Genomic DNA, 19,413 nt, shown 5'->3' on the forward strand with positions numbered 1-19,413 from the left:
GAGTCGACCGACCTACCACCACGGGGATCTGCGGGCCGCGATCCTGACCGAGGCCGCACGTCTGGTGTCCGAGCGCGGCGCCGACCGGGTGTCGCTGCGCGAGTTGGCGCGCGAAGCAGGGGTGTCACACGCCGCGCCGGCCCATCACTTCGCTGATCGGCGCGGCCTGTTCACCGCGCTGGCCGCCCAGGGATTCGAGTTATTGGCCGCAGGCCTCGCCGAGGCCCGGCCCCGGTTCCTTGATGCCGCGCTGGCGTACGTGCGGTTTGCCCTCGCGCATCCGGGCCACTATCGAGTGATGTTTGACAAGTCGCTGGTCGACCCGTCAAACGCGGAACTGGTAGCGGCTCAAGCGGCTGCCGGTGCCGAGTTGTCTCGGGGTGTGGCGTCGCTGCCGGACCAGCACGCCAAAGCGGATCCGGCCGGCGCCGAGCTAGCGGCTTGGTCACTGGTGCATGGGTTTTCGATGCTATGGCTCAATGACGCGGTGAACGCTCGGCTAAAGGAGACCGATCCGACGGTGACCGTTGAGCGGATTGCCAGGATGCTCTTCGAAGGCTCGTCGGCCGGCTAGTATGCCGGCACCGGCGGCTGGGGTTTCGTCGCTAACGGCGGCTTATTCGGCAAAAACGCGGTCGGTAAGAACGTCAACGCAACCAGAATGATGGCGGCCACGATGACGAGCGTGTAGGCGTGCGAGAGGTCTTGCATCAGTCGGCTAGTGAAGTCGGGCGAAAGCGCGTCCGGCGACGGCGCCGACGAGTGAATCGGTGCACCGTGTCTACCCGTCTTTCCTCGCAGCATTCCGAGTGCGTTTGCGGTGGTGATGTTTTCACTGCGGTTGAATTGGTTGGTGAGGACTACCGACATCAAGGCAGTGCCGACCGAACCCGCGATGTGACTGTTGACGCTGAGCAGCGTCGACCCTCGCGCGATCTGGTGCGGGGCCAAGGTTTGCACCGCCGCTCCGGACAGCGGCGTCATAGTGCAGCCCAAACCCATGCCGGTAATGATCAAGCCGACCAGCAACGTGGGTGTGTATGCGGCTTGTTGCCATGCGCCACAGGCGAACACGGTCAGGCCAATGGTGACAAGCGCGATACCGACCAGCAAGACATTGCGGGGTCCGCGTTTGTCCATGAACGTGCCGGCCAGTGGCATTGTCGCCATCGCGCCGAGCCCTTGCGGTATGAGATGCAGCCCTGACTGCAGCGGGGTCTGGTGCAACAGCTGCTGAAAATAGCTCGGATATAACAGCGCAACCCCAAAGAACCCGACGGCGAACAAGAACATCGCCGAATTGGCCAGTGTCACCACCCGGTTCTTAAACAATCGGAGGTCAATAAGCGGGTGCTGCGCACGATTGAGGGCATGCAAGACGAACGCAGCCATCAAACTCAGGCCGATCACCGCCGGTATCCACACATGGGGGTCGGCGAACGTGCCGCGCCGGGGTACCGATGAAACGCCGAACAACAGCGTCGCCAAACCGGGTGAAAGCAGCGCCATTCCGGTGAAGTCGAATGTTTCCGACGGCGTCGGGCGGTCTTTGACGAACACCACCGCGGCGAGGAACAACGCGATCAGCCCAAGCGGCAGGTTGATCCGGAAAATCCATTGCCAGCTGTAGGCGTCGATCAGCCAGCCGCCGAGCACCGGTCCGCAAATCGGGCCCAACAGCATAGGGATGCCCAGCACCGCCATTAGCCGGCCGAGCCGGCGCGGGCCGGCCTCGCGGGTCAAGATGATAAAGGTCAATGGTGTCAGCATTCCACCGCCGAGTCCTTGTATTACGCGAAAAGCGATGAGCGCGGTGATATTTGACGCCAATGCGCACAACAGCGAACCCAACGTGAACCACAAAACCGAGCCCATGAACAGCCGCTTGGTGCCGAACCGATCAGACGCCCACCCGGCCAGCGGGATCACGGTGGCAAGCCCGAGTGTGTAGCCGGTCATCGTCCAGGCGACGACGGCTTGGGTGGAGCCAAACTCTGTGATGAACGTGCGTTGTGCGACGCTGACGACCGTGGTGTCCAAGATCGCCATCACCGAGGCGAGAATGCAGACACCGGCGATGCGCAGCAGGCGGCCGTCGAGGGCGTCGGGATAATCGGGCAAGTTGTCGACTACCGGCTTGATCGGCGCAGCCGGCAGTACAGCACCGTTAAAGACAGTCTCAGCCCCAGGCCGCGTGGGTTCCGGGGAGTGCGGGCTGTCTGGGCGATGGACCACCAAATCAGCCTAACGAGGAACTAGCTAGCCGACCAAGCTAATTTGCGCTGGGGTAGCGTGGGCGGCTATGACCGTGACCGAGATCGCTTTGACCACACTTGATGGCCGTTCGACGTCGTTGGCCGACTACAGCGACCATGCGGTATTGGTGGTCAACGTGGCATCCAAGTGTGGCCTGACGCCGCAGTACGCTGCGCTGGAACAGCTTGCGCGCGACTACAGTGACCGCGGGCTCACAGTCCTTGGAATTCCGTGCAACCAATTCATGGGCCAAGAACCCGGCACCGCCGAAGAAATCCAAACCTTTTGCTCCACAACCTATGGCGTGACGTTTCCGCTGTTAGCTAAGACTGAGGTCAACGGACCTGGTCGGCATCCGCTTTACGCGGAACTGACCAAGACGGCTGACGCCGCGGGGGAGGCGGGTGACGTGCAGTGGAACTTCGAGAAGTTTCTGATCGCTCCGGGTGGCAAGGTAATCAACCGATTCCGTCCACGCACAGTGCCCGACGCGCCGGAGGTTATCGCCGCGATCGAGGCTGCGTTGCCGAATTAGCTGGTCGCAAGACCGGATCGACGTTTTCTGTCCGCATGTATGTCACCAATTGGACACCTCGAATCGTCAAAATTGTGGTGTGTCTGGGAAGTTGATCGTCTCGGTCTCCGGGATTTGTGAACGGACGTTGGACGACGTCGCAGCATTCTGCGCACAGATGGACGCCCGTGAGGTGCCGCTATCGTTGCTGGTGGCCCCACGGCTCAAGGGCGGCTACCGCCTCGACCGTGATCCGCAAACCGTCCAGTGGCTGGCCAGCCGACGCGCGGCCGGCGACGCAATCCTGTTGAACGGCTACGACCAGGCCGCCACCAAAAAACGGCGCGGCGAATTCGCAGCGCTGCCTGCCCACGAGGCCAACCTGCGAATCATGGCCGCCGACCGAGTGCTCGAGCACCTCGGGCTGCGCACCCGGCTGTTCGCGGCTCCGGGTTGGACAGCGTCGCCTGGTACGGTTAAAGCACTGCCGCACAATGGGTTTCGACTGCTAGCCGATCTGCGCGGCATCACCGATTTGGTTCGGCAGACCACCGTGCGCGGACGTGTATTGGGCATCGGAGAAGGTTTTCTCGCCGAGCCGTGGTGGTGCCGGATGCTGGTGCTTTCCGCTGAACGAGTGGCCCGCCGGGACGGCATCGTCCGAGTCGCGGTCGCGGCCCATCACCTGCGCAAGTCCGGGCCGCTGCAGGCGATGCTGGACGCGGTGGACCTGGCGTTGCTGCAGGGTTGTGGGCCTACCGTGTATCACTGGCCGGCCGCTCAGACCGTTCTCGACGCAGCCTGACAGCTCAGGTCGCTACTGTGTAGCGCCATGAGCGATACCGCAGCTGGGTCGGCGGGGCCGGCCGCTGATGTCATCATCGTCGGGGCGGGCCTGGCCGGCCTGGTGGCAGCCTGCGAGGTGGTGGACCGCGGTTTGCGGGTGCTGATTCTCGACCAGGAGAACAGCGCCAACCTCGGCGGGCAGGCCTTCTGGTCGTTCGGCGGGTTGTTCTTCGTCGACAGCCCCGAGCAGCGTCGCCTGGGCGTTCGCGACAGTCACGAACTCGCTCTGCAGGATTGGCTCGGCACTGCGGCCTTCGACCGACAAGAAGACTATTGGCCGCGGCAATGGGCGCATGCCTACGTCGATTTTGCTGCCGGGGAGAAACGCAGCTGGCTGCGTGCACGGGGCTTGCAGATTTTCCCGTTGGTGGGGTGGGCCGAACGCGGCGGCTACGACGCGCAGGGGCATGGCAACTCGGTGCCCCGTTTTCACATCACCTGGGGAACCGGGCCGGCTCTGGTGGAAATGTTTGCGCGGCGGTTGCGTGGCCAGCCGAGGGTGCGTTTCGCGCACCGCCACCAGGTGGACGAGCTGATCGTCGAGGGTGAGGCGGTGACCGGCGTTCGGGGCACCGTCCTGGAACCTTCATCGCAACCGCGTGGCGTCCCGTCCTCACGAAAAGCTGTTGCGCAGTTTGAGTTTCGTGCTCCGGCGGTGATCGTGACCAGCGGGGGCATCGGCGGCAATCACGACATGGTGCGGGCCAACTGGCCCGAGCGGATGGGGCGGGTACCGGAGCAATTACTCAGCGGCGTGCCCGCCCATGTGGACGGCCGGATGATCGCGATCACCGAGAAGACCGGCGCGCGCGTGATCAACCGCGACCGGATGTGGCACTACACCGAGGGCATCACCAACTACGACCCGATCTGGCCGCTGCACGGCATTCGGATCATTCCCGGGCCCTCATCGCTGTGGTTGGACGCCAACGGCAGGCGGCTGCCGGTGCCGCTGTACCCAGGGTTCGACACTCTCGGCACCCTGGAGTACATCGCGAAGTCGGGCTCCGACTACACCTGGTTTGTGTTGAACGCCAAGGTCATCGAGAAGGAATTCGCGTTGTCCGGTCAGGAGCAAAACCCCGACCTGACCGGACGCAGCGTGCGCCAGCTACTGTCATCGCGGGCACGGTCAGGCGCGCCTGCCCCGGTGCAAGCCTTCGTCGATCGGGGCGTCGACTTCGTCAGTGCAAACACATTGCGCGAGTTGGTGACTGCGATGAACAAGCTGCCCGACGTGCTGCCGCTGGACTACGCGACGGTGGCCGACGAGGTCACTGCGCGCGACCGTGAGGTGGCCAACCGCTTCACCAAGGACAGCCAGATCACCGCGATCCGTGCTGCGCGTGGATATCTGGGCGATCGGCTGGGCCGGGTGGTCGCCCCGCACCGCTTGACCGATCCGAAGGCAGGGCCGCTGATCGCGGTCAAGTTGCACATTCTGACCCGAAAGACGTTGGGCGGGTTGGAGACCGACTTAGATTCACGGGTGCTCAAGGCCGACGGAACGCCGCTCGACGGCCTCTACGCCGCCGGCGAGGTAGCCGGTTTCGGCGGCGGCGGTGTCCACGGTTACCGGGCCCTGGAGGGAACGTTCCTCGGCGGGTGCATCTTTTCGGGCCGCGCCGCCGGGCGCGGCGCGGCAAGCGACATCGCCTAGCAGGCCACCGCGCTTAGCCGAGCCCACGAGCGTGCGGCTAGCCGCACACTCGAAACTGACTGTGCGGCTAGCCGCACACTCGGCGCGGCGCTAGAAGGCGACCGCGTTTTCTTCGGGAAGCACTTGGAAGTCGGTGCTGGTCATCTCGCTGAGCCGGCCGTAATAAATGCCGCGGGCGTCCGGAGCGATGATGCCTTGGTGGATCGGCACCGCCCGCGCTGGTGCAACCGCCCGCAGGTAGTCGACGGCCTCGGACACCTTCATCCACGGCGCTGCCGCCGGCGTGGCCAACACGTCTATCGGTTCGTCCGGAACGAACAACGCATCACCGGGGTGCATGAACCGAGCGGGGTGCTCGCCGTTCCCGACCAGATACGAAATGTTGGTTATCACTGGGATTTCGGGGTGGATGACGGCGTGCTGTCCGCCGAGTGCGCGGATGGTCAGGTCGCCGACTGACAGCTCGTCGCCGACCCGCACCTGTTGGCACGGCACATCACGCTGCTCGGCGGTTTGTGTATCGGCGTAGAGCGCGGCATCCGGATTGGCGTCGAGCAGCGCCGGCAGCCGGGCGGCGTCGACGTGGTCGGGGTGCTGATGGGTGATCACGATCGCGGACAGACCGGTGATGCCCTCGAAACCGTGTGAGAAATTGCCCGGGTCGAACAGCAGGCTGGTGTGGCCGAAATCGGCGAGTACACAGGAATGGCCGAAATGCGTGAGTTGCATGTCTACGATTGTGCGCTCATGGGGTGCCACGCATGCGGGTAGTGCTGGCGACCATCCTGATCGCGGGCGGCCTGGTCGTCGGGTGGGTGCCGTCGGGCCCCGCCCACGCCGACCCGGAGACCTGCCCGCCGGTGTGCGACCAGATCCCCGACACGGCATGGATCCCGTCGTCGGCGATCCCGATGAACTCGACATACCGCTGGCCGTCGCTGGCCGGGGTGGCGGTACCGATGACCGGGACCGCGACGCCGCGGTTCCGGTTCGAGGAGGTGTGTGCGACCCCGGTTTTCTCGCAGGACACCCGCAACTCGGCGGTCGCCGGCCGTGCAGTCGTGGTCAACCCGCAAGGTCAGTGGCAGTTGCAGGCCCAAGTTCTGCACTGGCGTGGCGACACGGCCCGCGGCGGCCAGAACGCATCCTCGGTGGTTGCCGTCGCCGCCGCCGCGCTGCGCGGTTGCCAGCTAGGGGCGGCGGCGGAGTCGCCGTCGATCACCGTCGACGAGCCCAACCGACTGGCCGCGGTGATCAGCGGACCGGTGATCATGCGCACCTACCTCGTCGCGCACCCGGAAAACAGCACCATCAGCGAACTCACGCTGTGGTCGTCGGAGCCACCACAGGTGCCCTGGCCGGCGATCTCCGATGGCCAAGTTCTGGACGCGATGACGTCGCCGGTATGCGCGGCCTACATCGGCTCGTGCTAAGCAGGCCTTGCCGGTATCGACCGGTACAGTTGGGTCCGAGCAAACCGGATTGGTAGGAGGAGCGCGGGTGGCCCGGGTCGTTGTGCACGTGATGCCCAAGGCCGAGATTCTCGACCCGCAGGGTCAGGCGATCGTCGGTGCATTGGGGCGGCTTGGCCATGCCGGCATCTCAGATGTGCGGCAGGGCAAGCGGTTTGAGCTCGAAGTCGATGACAGTGTGGATGATTCGGCACTTGCCGAGATCGCCGAGTCGCTGTTGGCCAATACCGTGATCGAAGACTGGACAGTAAGCCGGGAACCCCAGTGACCGCCCGTATCGGGGTCATCACGTTCCCCGGGACGCTCGACGACGTGGACGCCGCGCGGGCGGTGCGGCTCGTCGGCGCCGAGCCCGTCAGCCTGTGGCATGCCGACGCCGACCTCAAGGGTGTCGAGGCGGTGGTGGTGCCGGGCGGATTCTCCTACGGCGACTATCTGCGGGCCGGCGCGATCGCCAGGTTCGCCCCGGTGATGGGCGAAGTCATCGCGGCCGCCAACCGTGGGTTGCCAGTTTTGGGAATCTGCAACGGTTTTCAGGTGCTCTGTGAGGCGGGGCTGCTGCCCGGCGCGCTTGCCCGAAACGCCGGCCTGCATTTCGTCTGTCGCGATGTGTGGTTGCGGGTGGCGTCGACGACGACGGCGTGGACGTCGCGGTTCGAGGCCGACGCCGACCTGCTGATCCCGTTGAAGTCGGGTGAGGGTCGCTACGTGGCCTCTGCCGAGGTGCTCGACGAGCTGGACGGTGAAGGCCGCGTGGTGTTTCGCTACCACGACAACCCGAACGGCTCCCTGGGGGACATCGCGGGCGTCAGCTCAGCCAACGGCCGAGTCGTCGGGCTGATGCCGCACCCCGAGCACGCCATTGAGGCGTTGACCGGGCCATCCGACGACGGGCTCGGCCTGTTCTATTCGGCGCTAGACGCCGTGCTGGCTGCGTGACGACCGCCGGCCGTTCAACGCAACGCGTGATCGGCCGCCAAATCTCGCGTGCTGACCTGCGCTGAAAACCCTGCGGCACTGCGTAATTCGCCGAAGGCCTCGATGAGCGCGTCGGTTGCTTCGTGTGGATCGTTGAAGGTCTGGTCGTCGGTCAGCACCGCCACGCCAAGCTGGTCGACGTAACTCCAGACGGTGATGTTGACCGGTGCGCCGGGGGAGAGCACGCCGGTCGAATAGATCTCGCTGACCGGGGCGCCGCCGAAATGGCCGCGCTCGCGCGGTCCGGCCACGCTGGAGACCGCGACATTCATGATCTTGTTCGGCGCCTCGCGATGACCCAGCCACCGGAAGGCCGCGGGGGCAATCGCCGTCGGTAAATAGGCCATCAGCTGGCCGTACAAGCGCGGGCCGAGAATTTCGTGGTCCTCTTTGGCGATCTGGGTTGCCAGTGCCACCAGCCGCGCGCGTTCGGCGGGGTCGGCGACGTGCACCGGCAACGAAATCGACAGGCCGCTGATCTCATTGCCCGTGATCCGATCCGACTTGTCGGTGGCGGTCGGCACCGATGCGATGATCGGACGGTCGGCGTGGCCGTCGTAGGCTAACAACAGCTTTCGCAATCCGCCCGCCGCGGTCGCCAGCACCAGGTCGTTGATCGTGATGCCCAACCCCTTGGCGGTCGCTTTGACGTCGGCCAGCCGCAGCGCGGCGGTGGCGAATCGCCGCCGCGGCGAAACCACGTGATTGAGGAAGGTCGGCGGCGCGTCGAACGCGTCGGCCAGATCCGGATGATCGCCGCGTTGCTTGGAGCGGCGGCGCACCCGAGAAAAGCCGACCGCGGCATCTTTGACCAGCCGGGGAAGCTCGGTGATTTGCCGGACGTGGTCGCGTCCGGCGGCGCTCAGCAGATCAGCGGTTGTCGGTGCGACGCAGGCGTCGTCGTTGTCGCGCTCATCGGTCGGTGCGTCCTTGAGATCCATCGCGCGCGCCAACAGATTGACCGAGGCGACCCCATCAGCCAGCGCGTGATGGATCTTGCCGATCAGCGCGAACCGATCCCCGGCCAGACCGTCGGCGAAATAGAACTCCCAGAGCGGGCGGGTTCGGTCCAGCGGCGTGGAGGCCACCTCGCCGATGACGCGGTCGAGCTCTCGACGGCCGCCGGGCGCCGGCACCCGAATCCGCCGAAGGTGGTAATCCAGGTCGACCTCGCAGTTCTCCAGCCACATCGGATGATGTAGCCGCCAAGGGATATCGACGAGTTTGTAGCGCAACGGATCCAGTAGGTGCAGCCGGCGGCGCAGGTGATGGCGAAAGGCCGCGTAATTGAATTCACCGTCGAATTCGGCGGCGTCGATAATCGCGACCTTCAACGTGTGGGTGTGCAGGTTGGGCGTCTCGCTGTAGAGCAGCATGGCGTCCATACCGTTGAGTCTTTTCACGCCGCACCCACCTTTTACGGCTCCATGCCTGCCAGTCAATGCAAGCACCTAAGGCGTGGGGTTTTCGCCGGAATCGTCCAACGTCGCCCACAGAGATCGTGTCGGCGGCCGGGCACCGGTCAGCCCAGAACGGGGAAGCGCCGATGGCGGGCCAGGCGGTTGAGCGCGGTTTGCATGGTCGAGCGCACGTGGGCGTCGACCTCCTCGACGTCGGGGTCGTGCCCGAAGCGGGCGGCGACGTCGATCGGCTCGAGCACTTCGGTGATGATCTTGGCCGGCAGCGGCAGGTTCGGCGGGAAGATCACGCTCAGACCGAACGGAAACCCGAAGCTCACCGGCAGGATGTCCATCCGCGCTTTGGAAAGACCCAGCGTGCGCGCCAGCCAATGACCCCGTGTCAAGAACAGCTGGGTTTCCTGCCCACCGATTGACACGGTCGGCACAATCGGCACCCCGGCTTCGATGGCGGTCCTGACGTAGCCGGTGCGGCCGTTGAAGTCGATGGTGTTCTCGCTCAGCGTGGGCCGGTAGGAGTCGTAGTCGCCGCCCGGGAACACCAGGACTACCGCCCCCGAGTGCAACGCCTTAGCGGCGTTTTCCGGGCTCGCTTCGATGACTCCGGCCCGGCGCAGCCACCCGTCCAGCGGGCCCAGGAGCACCCCGTAGTGAGCCAGTGTGTACACCGGGCGGCGGTAACCGAAGGCGTCGTAAAAGGCCGAGGCGAAGATGAACACGTCCGGCGTGAACATGCCGCCGGAGTGGTTGGACACCACCAACGCCCCGCCGGCCTCCGGGATATTGGGCAGGCCTCGCACCTCGGCGCGGTAGTACCTCTTGACCAGCGGCCCGACCACGGTCTTGAGCTGTCGGGTGAACGACGGGTCCCACTTCGCGATCTCGTGATTCTCGGCGGTCATGTCGCTCAGGATTCCCCGCTGTCCCGTGGATCAATCAACGACCAGCGTATATGGTACTCTCCGTTTTAGAGAATGTCATATCCGCGGTTTGCTGGGCCGCCCGAGATGTATCGCACCCAGGGGGAAGATGGCCGAGAAGATCCTTGTCACAGGCGGTTTCGGGCTGGTCGGATCACAGACCGTGCGCAAGCTGGTCGGCGACGGCCATCGGGTGGTCGCCGCCGACCTGGGTACGCCCGCCCAGCGCAAAGCGGCTAATTCCCTGCCCGAGGGTGCTCGGGCCCATTGGGCCGACCTGACCGATCGGCGGGAGGTGGACCGGCTGGTCGCCGATGTATCGCCGAGCGTGATCGTCCACCTGGCGGCGGTGATCCCGCCGACTATCTACCGCCATCCCGAGCTGGGGCGTCGCGTCAACGTGGACGCGACGGTGGCACTGCTGCGCGCTGCGGAGTCTTGTGCACGTCCGCCACGCTTCGTCCAGGCATCCAGCAACGCGGTGTACGGCGCGCGCAATCCGCATCGACATCGCGGCCTGATCCGCGCGGACTCCCCACTGCGACCGTCGGACCTCTATGGCGCGCATAAGGCCGAGGCCGAGGAGCACGTGCTGTCCTCCGATCTGGACTGGGTGATTCTGCGCCTCGGCGGGGTGATCAGCGTCGAACCAGGCGCCATGCCGTTCACCGGAGACGCGTTGTACTTCGAGAGCGCGCTGCCCACCGACGGGCGCCTGCACACCGTCGACGTCCGCGATGTTGCGGCCGCTTTCGCCACCGCGGCTACTGCCGACGTCGTCGGTGAGATTTTGCTGATCGCCGGTGACAAGTCACACCTGCACCGGCAGAAGGACATTGGCCATGCGCTGGCCGCGGCACGCGGGCTGTCGGATGTCTTACCGGCGGGCAGGCCCGGCGACCCCGACAGCGACGACGACTGGTTCGTCACCGACTGGATGGACACCGCCCGCGCCCAGGACGCGCTGTCATTCCAGCATCACTCGTGGCCGCACATGCTCGCCGAGATGCACGCCACCGCGGGCTGGCGGCGCTACCCGATGCGTGTTGTCGGCCCCGTCGTGCGGCAGTTGCTCAAACGCCGGGCCGCGTATCGAAATGCACCGGGCCGATACGCCGACCCTTGGGGTGCGATCCGGGCCCAGCTCGGCGAGCCCCGCCCCGACGTCAACGGCCGTCAGGCCGACGAATCCCGGTAAGCCTCAAGAAGTCTCAGCCATACCTCGCTGATCGTGGGAAAGCACGGCACGGCGTGCCATAACCGGTCGATGGGCACGCGACCGGCGACGGCGATAGTGGCCGAGTGCAGCAGTTCGGCGACTCCCGGGCCAACCATCGTCACACCGAGCAGATAGCCGTTGTCGACGTCGACCACCATGCGCGCTCGACCGGTGTAGCCGTCGGCGTAGAGCTTGGCTCCCGTCACGACATCGCCGATTTGGACGTCCACCGCGCGCGCCCGGTGGCCGGCCTGCTCGGCCTGCTCGGCTGACAGCCCGACCGCGGCGGCTTCGGGGTCGGTGAAGAAAACCTGCGGCACCGCGTAATGGTCGGCGGTGGTCGCATGCGCGCCCCACGGCGCGGTGTCCAGCGGATGACCTGCTGCCCGGGCCGCGATCGCCGCCCCGGCGATCCGCGCCTGGTACTTGCCCTCATGGGTAAGCAGCGCACGGTGATTGGCGTCTCCGGCTGCATAGAGCCAGCCGTCATCTATCGCCCGAACGCGGCAGGTGTCGTCCACGTCGAGCCAGCTGCCCGCGCTGAGGCCTATTGTCGGTAAACCGATGTCGTCGGTTAGCGGCGCGCGACCCGTCGCGAACAGCACCTCGTCGACTTCCAGCTCGCTGCCGTCGCTCAAGTCCAGGGTCACCGGTCCGTCGGTTCGGCGCAGCTTGGTCACCGAAACACCCACGCGCACATCGATGCCCGACTCCCGAAGGCCACGCTCGACAAGCTCACCGACAAACGGCTCCAGCCGGGGCAGCAGACCAGATCCACGTGCCAGCAGGGTCACTGAGGCGCCCAAACCATTCCAGGCGGTGGCCATTTCGACGCCAACACCACCCGCGCCGACGACGGCGAGACGGTCTGGCACCGAGCTGCTGTCGGTGGCTTTGCGGTTGGTCCACGGCCGGGCTTCGGTGATGCCCGGCAAATCCGGAAGCACTGCACGGCTTCCCGTGCAGATGACGACGGCGTGCCGGGCGGTGAGCACCGTTACCTCGCCGCCGGCTGCGGTGACCGTGACACGGCGGGCGCCGTCCAACCGTCCGTGGCCGCGCACCAGAGTTGCGCCGATTCCCGCTACCCAATCGGCCTGGCCGGCGTCGTCCCAGTTGGTCACGTAGCGGTCCCTGCGACCGAACACGCCGGAGGCGTTGATCGACCCGTTGACCGCTTCGCGAGCGCCGTCGAGGTGGCCGGCATCGGCGATGGCGATGACCGGACGCAGCAGAGCCTTGCTGGGTACGCAGGCCCAGTACGAACATTCACCGCCTACGAGCTCACGCTCGACCATCGCGACACTGAGGCCGCCGGCCCGAGCCCGCTCAGCGGCATTCTGTCCGACCGGTCCCGCCCCGAGCACCACGACGTCGTAAGTATTTTCTGCTGTTGCCACTTTCGACCTTTCCTTGGCTGGTTTGACAGCCTACTGGCAGGAGTATCGAATGGGTTAAATAACCCAAAAAACTCGGCGTGAAAGAAGCGCGACCTAATGCTGAGCCAGATCCTGCTCAGCCTGGAAAGTAGAGTGGTCGAGCAGTACGACGTAACCGCCGAACCCGACGATGGCTGATTGTCATGAGTTTCCGCAAGCCAGTGCCTACCCTGGCGATGCACGCACGCGTGGTCGAATTCGCTCGCTGGGAACACACGCGGTGACACGGAATTGAAGGAGTGCCCGACTTGTCGCATCATTTCGACACACCAACGGCCCGCGAGGACCCCAGGCTGAATCTGTGCGACTTCTATCTGTTCGCCGGTAGCGCCGCGGAGACTACGGCGATGGCGATGACGGTCAACCCAGCGGCAAATGCGCATACCGTCGCGCCGTTTCGCGACGAAGCGGTCTACGCGTTCCGCTTCGACACCGACGGCGACCGACACGAGGATGTGTCGTTCAAAGTACGGTTCGGCGAGATCTCCCACGCGAGCTCGGACAGCGGGACGCTTAATCACACCCAGAGATTCGAAGTCCGCCGAGCGGATCACCTCCCTGACGGCCTGAGCGGAGACGTGTTGGCCTGCGGTCGAACCGAGGAAGTCGTGTCTGGCGTGAACGGTGTACGCGCATTCGCCGCCGTGGTCGATGATCCCTTCGCTGGTGATGCAGCCGCGCTCGAGGCGTTCAAGGCTGCCTTCGCCGAGGGCCATTACAATCCCGAGGCGTTTCACAACCGGGTCAACTTCTTTCACGACCGCACTGTTGCGGCAATTGTTCTCGAAGTGCCGAACCGGTTGATTGCCGATGCCGGTCGTGTGAACGCGTGGGCAACGGTCTCATTGTGTGGGCATGCCCCAGAGCAACAGGTAGCCCGCTGGGGACTGCCATTGCTTACCCACATTTATCTCGGCGGAGACGACCTACGCGAGCGGTACAACCACAGTCGGCCATCCGACAACGAGTCGCTGTTCATCTCAAGCATCGTGTCGACTGTGAGCAAATACGCCGCCGCGGCCGGTATTACCGATGATCCTGATGCGTATGGTCGTCGGGTAGCAGGGTTATTCGGATCCCTTACCCTGCCATATGAAGTGGGCACTGTCGCCTCGTTCGACTACGCGGGCTTTAATGGCCGATCGCTACGCGATAACGTAATGGATAGCATGCTGTCATTGCTGACAAACTCCCCGCTGGGAACCGGCGTTGCCCCGGATCCGGCCCGATTCGACCACACGTTTCCCTTTCTACGGTCGGTGGTGTCGGAGTGACGTTCCTCTAGCAGTCTGACGCGACGCCCTCCAGTTCGAGCAGGGCTCGCTTGGCGGCCGGGCCACCCCGATAGCCGCCCAAGGCGCCATCGGATCGCACGACGCGGTGGCACGGCACCACGACCGGGATGGGGTTAGTCGCGCAGGTCGTTCCCACGGCGCGAACAGCCTTGGGAGAACCTGAAAGTCGGGCCAGGGTGGCGTAGCTGGCGGTGGTTCCGTAGCCGACGTCGACCGCCAGATGTCCCAGCACCACACGCCGAAATCCTTTGGAGAGCTGCCAATCCAGCGGCACGTCGAAGGTGCGGCGGCGCCCGCAGAAGTATTCGTCGAGTTGGCGGGCGACGGCATCCAGCCGCTTCGGGGCGTGCAGCAATCGGGAGCTGATGCGATCGGAGAGGTTCTGCACCACCGCGTCGTGCCCCTCGCTGCTGAACGCCACGCGCACCAGCCCGGCTGGGGTCGCGGCCACCAGCAAGCCGCCGACGGGTGAGTCGACCGTTCGGTAGGCGACATCGAGAAGGTCGTCGCGGTCGGCAGCCGCCGCCAGCCGGGCGTGCAGGCGGGTGATGTCGTCGTCATCGACCGGGTAGAGCGCGGCGAGGTCAACTGTGGTCATTGGTGGACTCCCTGTTCGTCAATACTGTTGTGCGCGTAGGTGCGTCGCAGCGCGGCGATGCCGTCGGCGGCCGCGCGACGAGCCGCGTCGGCGCTGCTGTCCAGTAGCGTGGCGATCTCGGCGTAGGGCAGGCCGGCTAAGTAGTGGTAGGCCACCGCCTGACGTTGTTTGGTCGGCAACGCCGCGACCGCCTCGGTCAGGTCAGGGTGACGTTCGTCGGGGTGGCCGCACGCCGGCTTATCCGGTGTCTCCGCGACGGGTATCGCCCGCCGAGACGTGGCGCGGTGAATGTCGATCGCCTTGCGGTGGGCGATGGTAACCAGCCACGCCTCGAGGTTCGCGTCGGCCGGTAGGCCTGGGTAGGCCTTCATCGCCGCCAAGAAGGTGTCGGACCAGGCGTCGTCAGCATCGGCGTGGCCGAGGACCGCGCGGACCACCCGCAGCACGGTGGCACCGTGCCGCGCGACGACCTTCTCAAACGGCGGCTTCATTTACCACAGCGTGTCAGGCGAGGCGGGTATCGCCTCCTCCAGTTCGAGCAGGTAACGCTTGCGGTCCAGGCCGCCGGCGTACCCGGTGAGTTTCCCGCCTGCTCCGACCACCCGATGGCAGGGGATGAGGATCGAGAGCGGATTGCCGCCAACCAAGCCGCCGACGTCCCGAGCGTCGATGTCGCCGACACTGCTCGCCAGCTCACCGTAGGTAGTGGTTTCGCCGTATGGGATTTTGGCCAGTAGTCGCCAGACGTCGCGCGCCATATCGCAACCGCGCGGGTTGAGCGGCAGATCGAATTGCCGGCGCTCACCGGCGAAGTACTCGGCCAGCTGGGCAACGGCCTCGTCGAAGCCGTGATCGACGTTTGAGTCGGCGTGCGGCCCGAACGACTTGCGGTCCGGGCGGGTCCAGTGGCCGGGGAAGTACAGCCCGGTCAGGCCGGAGTCGTCGCGCACCAGCGTCAACGGGCCGATCGGTGATTCGATGACGACGTGACGCGTCGAAATCGTGGCGGCTACGGTAGACATGAGCGGCTCCGTGGGTCGTCGGAATTGTCATCTACCCGGTAAACGTCTGATCCGCCCGGTTTGTGAGCTGCCGGGCGAACTCGCGCAGATCGTCGGCGACGATCGCCGGTTGCGGCAAGTCGGGAATTGGTAGCAACGCATTGCCGGGGCGAGTGATCAGCGCGCCGCTGAACCCCGCGGATTGCGCACCGATGGTGTCCCAGACGTGGGCCGAGACCATCATGCAATCCGCCGGTGCCACCGCGAGTTCCTCGGACACGTACCGGTACACCGTAGGCGCGGGCTTAAACGCGCGACACGCCTCGACGCTGAACGTCTGCTCGAAAAAGTGTGCCAGCCCAGCGTGTTCCAGCGGGGCAGGCCCATCCGGATTGGGTGGCGAATTCGTCAGCGTGACCAGGCGAAAACCGTTGTCGCGCAGCGCTGTCAGCCCATCTTCGGCGTCGGGATGAGCTGGCATGGTCAGCATGCTGGCCTTCAATGCATGCACGTCGTCGTCGGTGATGGCCAGGCGATGAGTGCTTGCCAGCATCTGGAGCAATCCCTGGCCAAGGGTGAAGAAATCGACGTAGTGCCCCGAGAGCGTCGCAGCCATCGAGTACATGACGAGCTGGTTGAACCACTCCCGCATGGTCTGTGGATCACCGAAGACACGCTCAAAAAGTGGTGCCAGGGATTCGATATCGATCAGTGTTTCGTTCACGTCGAACACTAGGACGGATGGAGCCGGAGTCATCGCTCCATCATCCCCAACAGCCCGCGACGATGACCATTTTTCCGCCGGCCTCGCCGTGGGGGATTCGCACAATATTATGGGTTAGTCAACCCAGAGCGTCCAGTCGGTGTTCAGCTCGTGGGCTTGCGGCGAGCGGATCCGCGGCGCTTGGGCGCCGGTGCGAACGAGCGCACATATTCGACTGCCGCGTTCAGCGCTGCGCGCAGCGGTTCGGGGCTGTCGGTGATGTAGCTGACCATGGCGCCGCCCTGATGAGCTGCGACCAGTGCGGCCGAGAGGTGCCGCGGGTCGGCCTCGGGGCGCAGGTCGCCGCGGCGGCGCATCTGGGTGAGTCCGGCGCGAAACTGACCAATCCATTGGTCATAGCCCGCGGCCAGATCGGCCCGGATTTCGGCGTCGGCCTCAACCAACTCCCCGGCTAGCGAACCGTAGACACATCCACCCCTGCGGTAGACCGCGTTGATGTCGGCAATGTTCGCGTCGGCCCACGCTTGCAGCGCGTCCAGGCTGTCCAGGGCGCCAAGCTGTGGCTGCCGGTGAAACTTTCGGACGTCGTCCCGGCGTGCGTCGATCACCGTGCGGGTCAGATCGCGTTTGTCATGGAAATAGTGCGAGATCTGCGATCCGCTAACAGCCGCCGTGTTGCGCACCTCGTCGATGCTGGTGCCGGCAACGCCGTGCTGGAACATCAGTTTGGCGGCGACGTCGACGATCCGCGCCCGAGTCGCGCGTCCTTTGCGAGTGAAACCTGGTGTGGTGTCGTCGTTCACGTTGCTGCTGGCTTCGCGCGTCGAGCGCGGGGGCGGCGCGGAGGGCGGGGGACCCGTTCGGCGGGGTCGGTGGCGAACATGCGCAAGTAGTTGACCGCGAACCGTGCAGCGTCGGCGTGTGGCCACCCATGGCGATAGGTGAAGCTCAGCGTGGCGCCGCCTTGATGGGCACTGACTATGACCAAAGCCAACTTTCGTGGGTCTGCGGATGCGACCAAGACGACGTGGTCCTTCATCCGTTGAATCGCCTGCTGCAGCAGCTCAATCCACTGCCAGTAGCCAGCCGCCAGTGTCTCGCGTGTCGCAGTGTCAGATTTGCCGAGTTGTCCGGCCAGCGCGTGATAGGTGGGCGTGCCGGAGTAGCCGATGCGCCGCAGGTAGCGCATGTTCAGATCAATCCAGCGCTCGAAGTCGTCGAAGGTGTCGAGAGTCCCCAGCTTGGGCTGACGGTGGAAGTCGAGCACCACGTTGATCTGCCTTACGACGACTGCGCGGATCAACGCCTGCTTGTCGGTGAAGTAGTGGGCGAGTTGCGAGCCGCTTACCGACGCGGCCTTGCGCAGCGCGTCCATGTTCAACGCCGACAGACCGTCGCGGAGGATCAGCTCGGCGGCCACCTTCACGATCCGGTCGCGGGTGGCGCGACCTTTGGCAGTCAGACGCCGGTCGTCGTGCAGATCGACACGAACCATAACGTCAGGTTAACGCCGGTGCCGAGCCGATTATGGGATGTTCAACCCATATGGTTGCGCCGTGTCTTGTCAGGCGGTGGGATGCACTTTGGCGAGGAAGGACCGGATCAGCCCCGTCACCTCGTCCAGCGTTGACTCCAGCAAGAAATGTCCGCCGTCGAGCAGATGAATTTGCGCGTCAGGCAGGTCATCGGCGAAAGCCTGCGCACCTGCCGGACCGAATATCTCGTCGCCGCGGCCCCACACCGCCAGCAGGGGCACCTTGCTGGCGCGGAAGTATTCGTGCACGCGCGGGTAGAGCGGTGAGTTGCTGGCATAGTCGCGAAACAGCGTGAGTTGCACTTCGTCGTTGCCTGGCCGGGATAGCAGCGCGTAGTCGTGATGCCAGGACTCGGGATTGACCAGAGTCTCGTCCGCCACCCCGGTGAGGTATTGCCATCGGGTGGCGTCCAGCGTGAGGAATTGCCGCACCGGGCCTTCCGTTTCTGCGTTCTGCTCGCTCTGGTACGCCGTGACCACCTTCCAGAAGCTCTCCACAAATCCGGCGTCGTATGCGTTGCCGTTCTGGCTGATGATCGCCGTGATTGCTGCCGGGTCGGCGAGCGCCAGCCGCCACCCAATCGGCGCACCGTAGTCCTGCACGTACATCGCATACCGGTCGATCTTCAATTCGCGTAACAAGCCTTGTGTCAGGGCCGCGAGTGCATCGAAGGTGTAGTCGAATTGCTCCACCGGCGGCGCGTCAGAAAGCCCGAAGCCCAAATGATCCGGTGCGATCACGTGGTAGCGGTCGGCGAGCGCGGGAACCAGGTCCCGGAACATATATGAGCTGGTCGGAAATCCGTGTAGCAGCACCACTGCAGGCGCCTGCGGATCGCCGGCTTCCCGGAAGAACAGCCGGTGACCGTCGACCGTGAGGTAGCGGTAATGGACAGTCGGCGCGAACACTTTTTGGGTCATGCATCCCAGTATGCTCTGGACGCAACTCCGGCACAAGGGCTTGCGGAGGGGTAGTACCCTGCCGATCGACTAATCCACAGACGCCCGCTTCATCCAGATTGCGCTGAGGATCGTGGATTGCGCGAAATCACAACCCTCAGTGCAATTTCGACGACAAGGCAAGCCTCACGAGCTGAGGCAAACCGACGCCTCGGCGGTGTAGCACAGGAAAGTCAGCGTCTCCTGCAGGTACAACTGCACGGTGTCGGCGTCGTGGGACAGGTAGCCGATCGACACGTCGGTGCCCAGCTGCAAGTCGAAGTCACCGCCGCGGGTGGTCAACACGAATGCGCCGTCGATGGCCGGCGCCCAGATGATCTCGCCGTCGATCAGTCGGCGGATGTGTTCGCGGATCGGATAGCCGTGTTCGGTGGTCTCGCTGACTTTCGTGTACACGTCGGCGGACAACAGCACCGAGTAGGGGCCGTCGACACCGGCCAGTCGCAGCTCGGATAGTGCCTGCGAGATGACGTCGGGAAAGCCGCGTACTTCCTTGGGAAGTTTCAGCGGCGGGTTCGAGCTCGCGCTGCGAATACCGTCGATCGACGCGGCTTTATAGCCCTCGAAGATAGCCCGGTC

General features: G+C 65.0%; 22 protein-coding genes. 9 read left to right on the forward strand and 13 right to left on the reverse strand.

Features of this window, described 5'->3' with window-relative positions; all coding sequences use genetic code 11:
* A partial coding sequence (locus WB785_RS00650; RefSeq protein WP_424076776.1) for a TetR/AcrR family transcriptional regulator occupies window positions 1-574 on the forward strand: 574 nt, incomplete at its 5' end.
* On the opposite strand, the gene WB785_RS00655 is transcribed toward WB785_RS00650, so the two are convergent.
* The gene (locus WB785_RS00655) at window positions 571-2,157 is read right to left on the reverse strand and encodes a DHA2 family efflux MFS transporter permease subunit (RefSeq protein WP_424076797.1); all 1,587 of its coding nucleotides are present in this window, start codon (window positions 2,155-2,157) and stop codon (window positions 571-573) included. The two genes, WB785_RS00650 and WB785_RS00655, sit on opposite strands and share 4 nt — an antisense overlap.
* Before the next feature lie 145 nt (window positions 2,158-2,302).
* Here WB785_RS00655 and WB785_RS00660 point away from each other — a divergent pair, with 145 nt between their 5' ends.
* From WB785_RS00660 to WB785_RS00670, 3 genes are all read left to right on the forward strand, one after another.
* Entirely contained in the window at window positions 2,303-2,791 is a 489-nt protein-coding gene (locus WB785_RS00660) for a glutathione peroxidase (RefSeq protein ID WP_424076777.1), read from the forward strand.
* A 79-nt stretch (window positions 2,792-2,870) separates the two neighbouring features.
* Window positions 2,871-3,575, forward strand: coding sequence for a DUF2334 domain-containing protein (locus WB785_RS00665; protein ID WP_424076778.1), 705 nt, complete (start codon window positions 2,871-2,873; stop codon window positions 3,573-3,575).
* A 27-nt stretch (window positions 3,576-3,602) separates the two neighbouring features.
* The gene (locus tag WB785_RS00670; protein WP_424076779.1) at window positions 3,603-5,276 is read left to right on the forward strand and encodes an FAD-binding dehydrogenase; all 1,674 of its coding nucleotides are present in this window, start codon (window positions 3,603-3,605) and stop codon (window positions 5,274-5,276) included.
* A 90-nt stretch (window positions 5,277-5,366) separates the two neighbouring features.
* Here WB785_RS00670 and WB785_RS00675 read toward each other — a convergent pair whose 3' ends face one another.
* On the reverse strand, window positions 5,367-6,005 hold the full coding sequence (locus WB785_RS00675; RefSeq protein ID WP_424076780.1) for an MBL fold metallo-hydrolase: 639 nt from the start codon (window positions 6,003-6,005) through the stop codon (window positions 5,367-5,369).
* A gap of 32 nt (window positions 6,006-6,037) precedes the next feature.
* Here WB785_RS00675 and WB785_RS00680 point away from each other — a divergent pair, with 32 nt between their 5' ends.
* From WB785_RS00680 to purQ, 3 genes are all read left to right on the forward strand, one after another.
* On the forward strand, window positions 6,038-6,709 hold the full coding sequence (locus tag WB785_RS00680; protein ID WP_424076781.1) for an ATPase: 672 nt from the start codon (window positions 6,038-6,040) through the stop codon (window positions 6,707-6,709).
* Between the two features lie 67 nt (window positions 6,710-6,776).
* Window positions 6,777-7,016 (forward strand): phosphoribosylformylglycinamidine synthase subunit PurS, encoded by a 240-nt coding sequence (gene purS, locus WB785_RS00685; RefSeq protein ID WP_424076782.1) that lies wholly within the window; start codon window positions 6,777-6,779, stop codon window positions 7,014-7,016.
* Window positions 7,013-7,687: a phosphoribosylformylglycinamidine synthase subunit PurQ gene (gene purQ, locus WB785_RS00690; RefSeq protein WP_424076783.1), complete on the forward strand. Its 675-nt coding sequence runs from the start codon at window positions 7,013-7,015 to the stop codon at window positions 7,685-7,687. The genes purS and purQ overlap by 4 nt, the downstream gene beginning before the upstream one ends.
* Window positions 7,688-7,701: 14 nt before the next feature.
* On the opposite strand, the gene WB785_RS00695 is transcribed toward purQ, so the two are convergent.
* Together WB785_RS00695 and WB785_RS00700 are read right to left on the reverse strand one after the other, a co-directional pair.
* On the reverse strand, window positions 7,702-9,129 hold the full coding sequence (locus WB785_RS00695; protein WP_424076784.1) for a WS/DGAT/MGAT family O-acyltransferase: 1,428 nt from the start codon (window positions 9,127-9,129) through the stop codon (window positions 7,702-7,704).
* A gap of 119 nt (window positions 9,130-9,248) precedes the next feature.
* Window positions 9,249-10,046, reverse strand: coding sequence for a lysophospholipid acyltransferase family protein (locus tag WB785_RS00700; RefSeq protein ID WP_424076785.1), 798 nt, complete (start codon window positions 10,044-10,046; stop codon window positions 9,249-9,251).
* Window positions 10,047-10,173: 127 nt separating this feature from the next.
* Here WB785_RS00700 and WB785_RS00705 point away from each other — a divergent pair, with 127 nt between their 5' ends.
* A complete protein-coding gene (locus WB785_RS00705) occupies window positions 10,174-11,262 on the forward strand; it encodes an NAD-dependent epimerase/dehydratase family protein (protein WP_424076786.1) in 1,089 nt (362 codons plus the stop codon).
* On the opposite strand, the gene WB785_RS00710 is transcribed toward WB785_RS00705, so the two are convergent.
* Window positions 11,241-12,683 (reverse strand): dihydrolipoyl dehydrogenase family protein, encoded by a 1,443-nt coding sequence (locus tag WB785_RS00710; RefSeq protein WP_424076787.1) that lies wholly within the window; start codon window positions 12,681-12,683, stop codon window positions 11,241-11,243. The genes WB785_RS00705 and WB785_RS00710 overlap by 22 nt on opposite strands.
* A 287-nt stretch (window positions 12,684-12,970) precedes the next feature.
* Between WB785_RS00710 and WB785_RS00715 the strand changes: the two genes are divergently transcribed.
* Complete coding sequence (locus WB785_RS00715) at window positions 12,971-13,996, forward strand: DUF4331 family protein (protein ID WP_424076788.1); 1,026 nt, start codon at window positions 12,971-12,973, stop codon at window positions 13,994-13,996.
* Window positions 13,997-14,003: 7 nt separating this feature from the next.
* Here WB785_RS00715 and WB785_RS00720 read toward each other — a convergent pair whose 3' ends face one another.
* The 8 genes from WB785_RS00720 to WB785_RS00755 form a co-directional block, all read right to left on the reverse strand.
* Window positions 14,004-14,615: a methylated-DNA--[protein]-cysteine S-methyltransferase gene (locus WB785_RS00720; RefSeq protein WP_424076789.1), complete on the reverse strand. Its 612-nt coding sequence runs from the start codon at window positions 14,613-14,615 to the stop codon at window positions 14,004-14,006.
* On the reverse strand, window positions 14,612-15,106 hold the full coding sequence (locus WB785_RS00725; RefSeq protein WP_424076790.1) for an RNA polymerase sigma factor: 495 nt from the start codon (window positions 15,104-15,106) through the stop codon (window positions 14,612-14,614). The genes WB785_RS00720 and WB785_RS00725 overlap by 4 nt, the downstream gene beginning before the upstream one ends.
* Window positions 15,107-15,637 carry a methylated-DNA--[protein]-cysteine S-methyltransferase gene (locus WB785_RS00730; protein WP_424076791.1) on the reverse strand — a complete coding sequence of 177 codons (531 nt, stop codon included), beginning with the start codon at window positions 15,635-15,637 and terminating at the stop codon, window positions 15,107-15,109.
* A gap of 31 nt (window positions 15,638-15,668) precedes the next feature.
* Window positions 15,669-16,373, reverse strand: coding sequence for a haloacid dehalogenase type II (locus WB785_RS00735; protein ID WP_424076792.1), 705 nt, complete (start codon window positions 16,371-16,373; stop codon window positions 15,669-15,671).
* A gap of 110 nt (window positions 16,374-16,483) precedes the next feature.
* Window positions 16,484-17,143 carry a TetR/AcrR family transcriptional regulator gene (locus tag WB785_RS00740; RefSeq protein WP_424076793.1) on the reverse strand — a complete coding sequence of 220 codons (660 nt, stop codon included), beginning with the start codon at window positions 17,141-17,143 and terminating at the stop codon, window positions 16,484-16,486.
* The gene (locus WB785_RS00745; protein ID WP_424076794.1) at window positions 17,140-17,835 is read right to left on the reverse strand and encodes a TetR/AcrR family transcriptional regulator; all 696 of its coding nucleotides are present in this window, start codon (window positions 17,833-17,835) and stop codon (window positions 17,140-17,142) included. The genes WB785_RS00740 and WB785_RS00745 overlap by 4 nt, the downstream gene beginning before the upstream one ends.
* A gap of 69 nt (window positions 17,836-17,904) precedes the next feature.
* The gene (locus WB785_RS00750; RefSeq protein WP_424076795.1) at window positions 17,905-18,795 is read right to left on the reverse strand and encodes an alpha/beta fold hydrolase; all 891 of its coding nucleotides are present in this window, start codon (window positions 18,793-18,795) and stop codon (window positions 17,905-17,907) included.
* A 165-nt stretch (window positions 18,796-18,960) separates the two neighbouring features.
* Window positions 18,961-19,413, reverse strand: a 453-nt coding sequence (locus WB785_RS00755) for a family 1 encapsulin nanocompartment shell protein (protein WP_424076796.1), incomplete at its 5' end; no start/stop codon positions are given.

The sequence above is a fragment of the Mycobacterium sp. genome (assembly GCF_049585075.1).
Classification (GTDB): Bacteria; Actinomycetota; Actinomycetes; order Mycobacteriales; family Mycobacteriaceae; genus Mycobacterium.

Bases quoted from the DNA above. Each gene is read 5' to 3' on its own strand.
- WB785_RS00660 (WP_424076777.1), top strand. From the start codon at position 2,303: ATGACCGTGACCGAGATCGCTTTGACCACACTTGATGGCCGTTCGACG.
- WB785_RS00670 (WP_424076779.1), top strand. From the start codon at position 3,603: ATGAGCGATACCGCAGCTGGGTCGGCGGGGCCGGCCGCTGATGTCATC.
- WB785_RS00675 (WP_424076780.1), bottom strand. From the start codon at position 6,005: ATGCAACTCACGCATTTCGGCCATTCCTGTGTACTCGCCGATTTCGGC.
- WB785_RS00680 (WP_424076781.1), top strand. From the start codon at position 6,038: ATGCGGGTAGTGCTGGCGACCATCCTGATCGCGGGCGGCCTGGTCGTC.
- WB785_RS00700 (WP_424076785.1), bottom strand. From the start codon at position 10,046: ATGACCGCCGAGAATCACGAGATCGCGAAGTGGGACCCGTCGTTCACC.
- WB785_RS00705 (WP_424076786.1), top strand. From the start codon at position 10,174: ATGGCCGAGAAGATCCTTGTCACAGGCGGTTTCGGGCTGGTCGGATCA.
- WB785_RS00720 (WP_424076789.1), bottom strand. From the start codon at position 14,615: ATGACCACAGTTGACCTCGCCGCGCTCTACCCGGTCGATGACGACGAC.
- WB785_RS00725 (WP_424076790.1), bottom strand. From the start codon at position 15,106: ATGAAGCCGCCGTTTGAGAAGGTCGTCGCGCGGCACGGTGCCACCGTG.
- WB785_RS00730 (WP_424076791.1), bottom strand. From the start codon at position 15,637: ATGTCTACCGTAGCCGCCACGATTTCGACGCGTCACGTCGTCATCGAA.
- WB785_RS00735 (WP_424076792.1), bottom strand. From the start codon at position 16,373: ATGACTCCGGCTCCATCCGTCCTAGTGTTCGACGTGAACGAAACACTG.
- WB785_RS00745 (WP_424076794.1), bottom strand. From the start codon at position 17,835: ATGGTTCGTGTCGATCTGCACGACGACCGGCGTCTGACTGCCAAAGGT.
- WB785_RS00750 (WP_424076795.1), bottom strand. From the start codon at position 18,795: ATGACCCAAAAAGTGTTCGCGCCGACTGTCCATTACCGCTACCTCACG.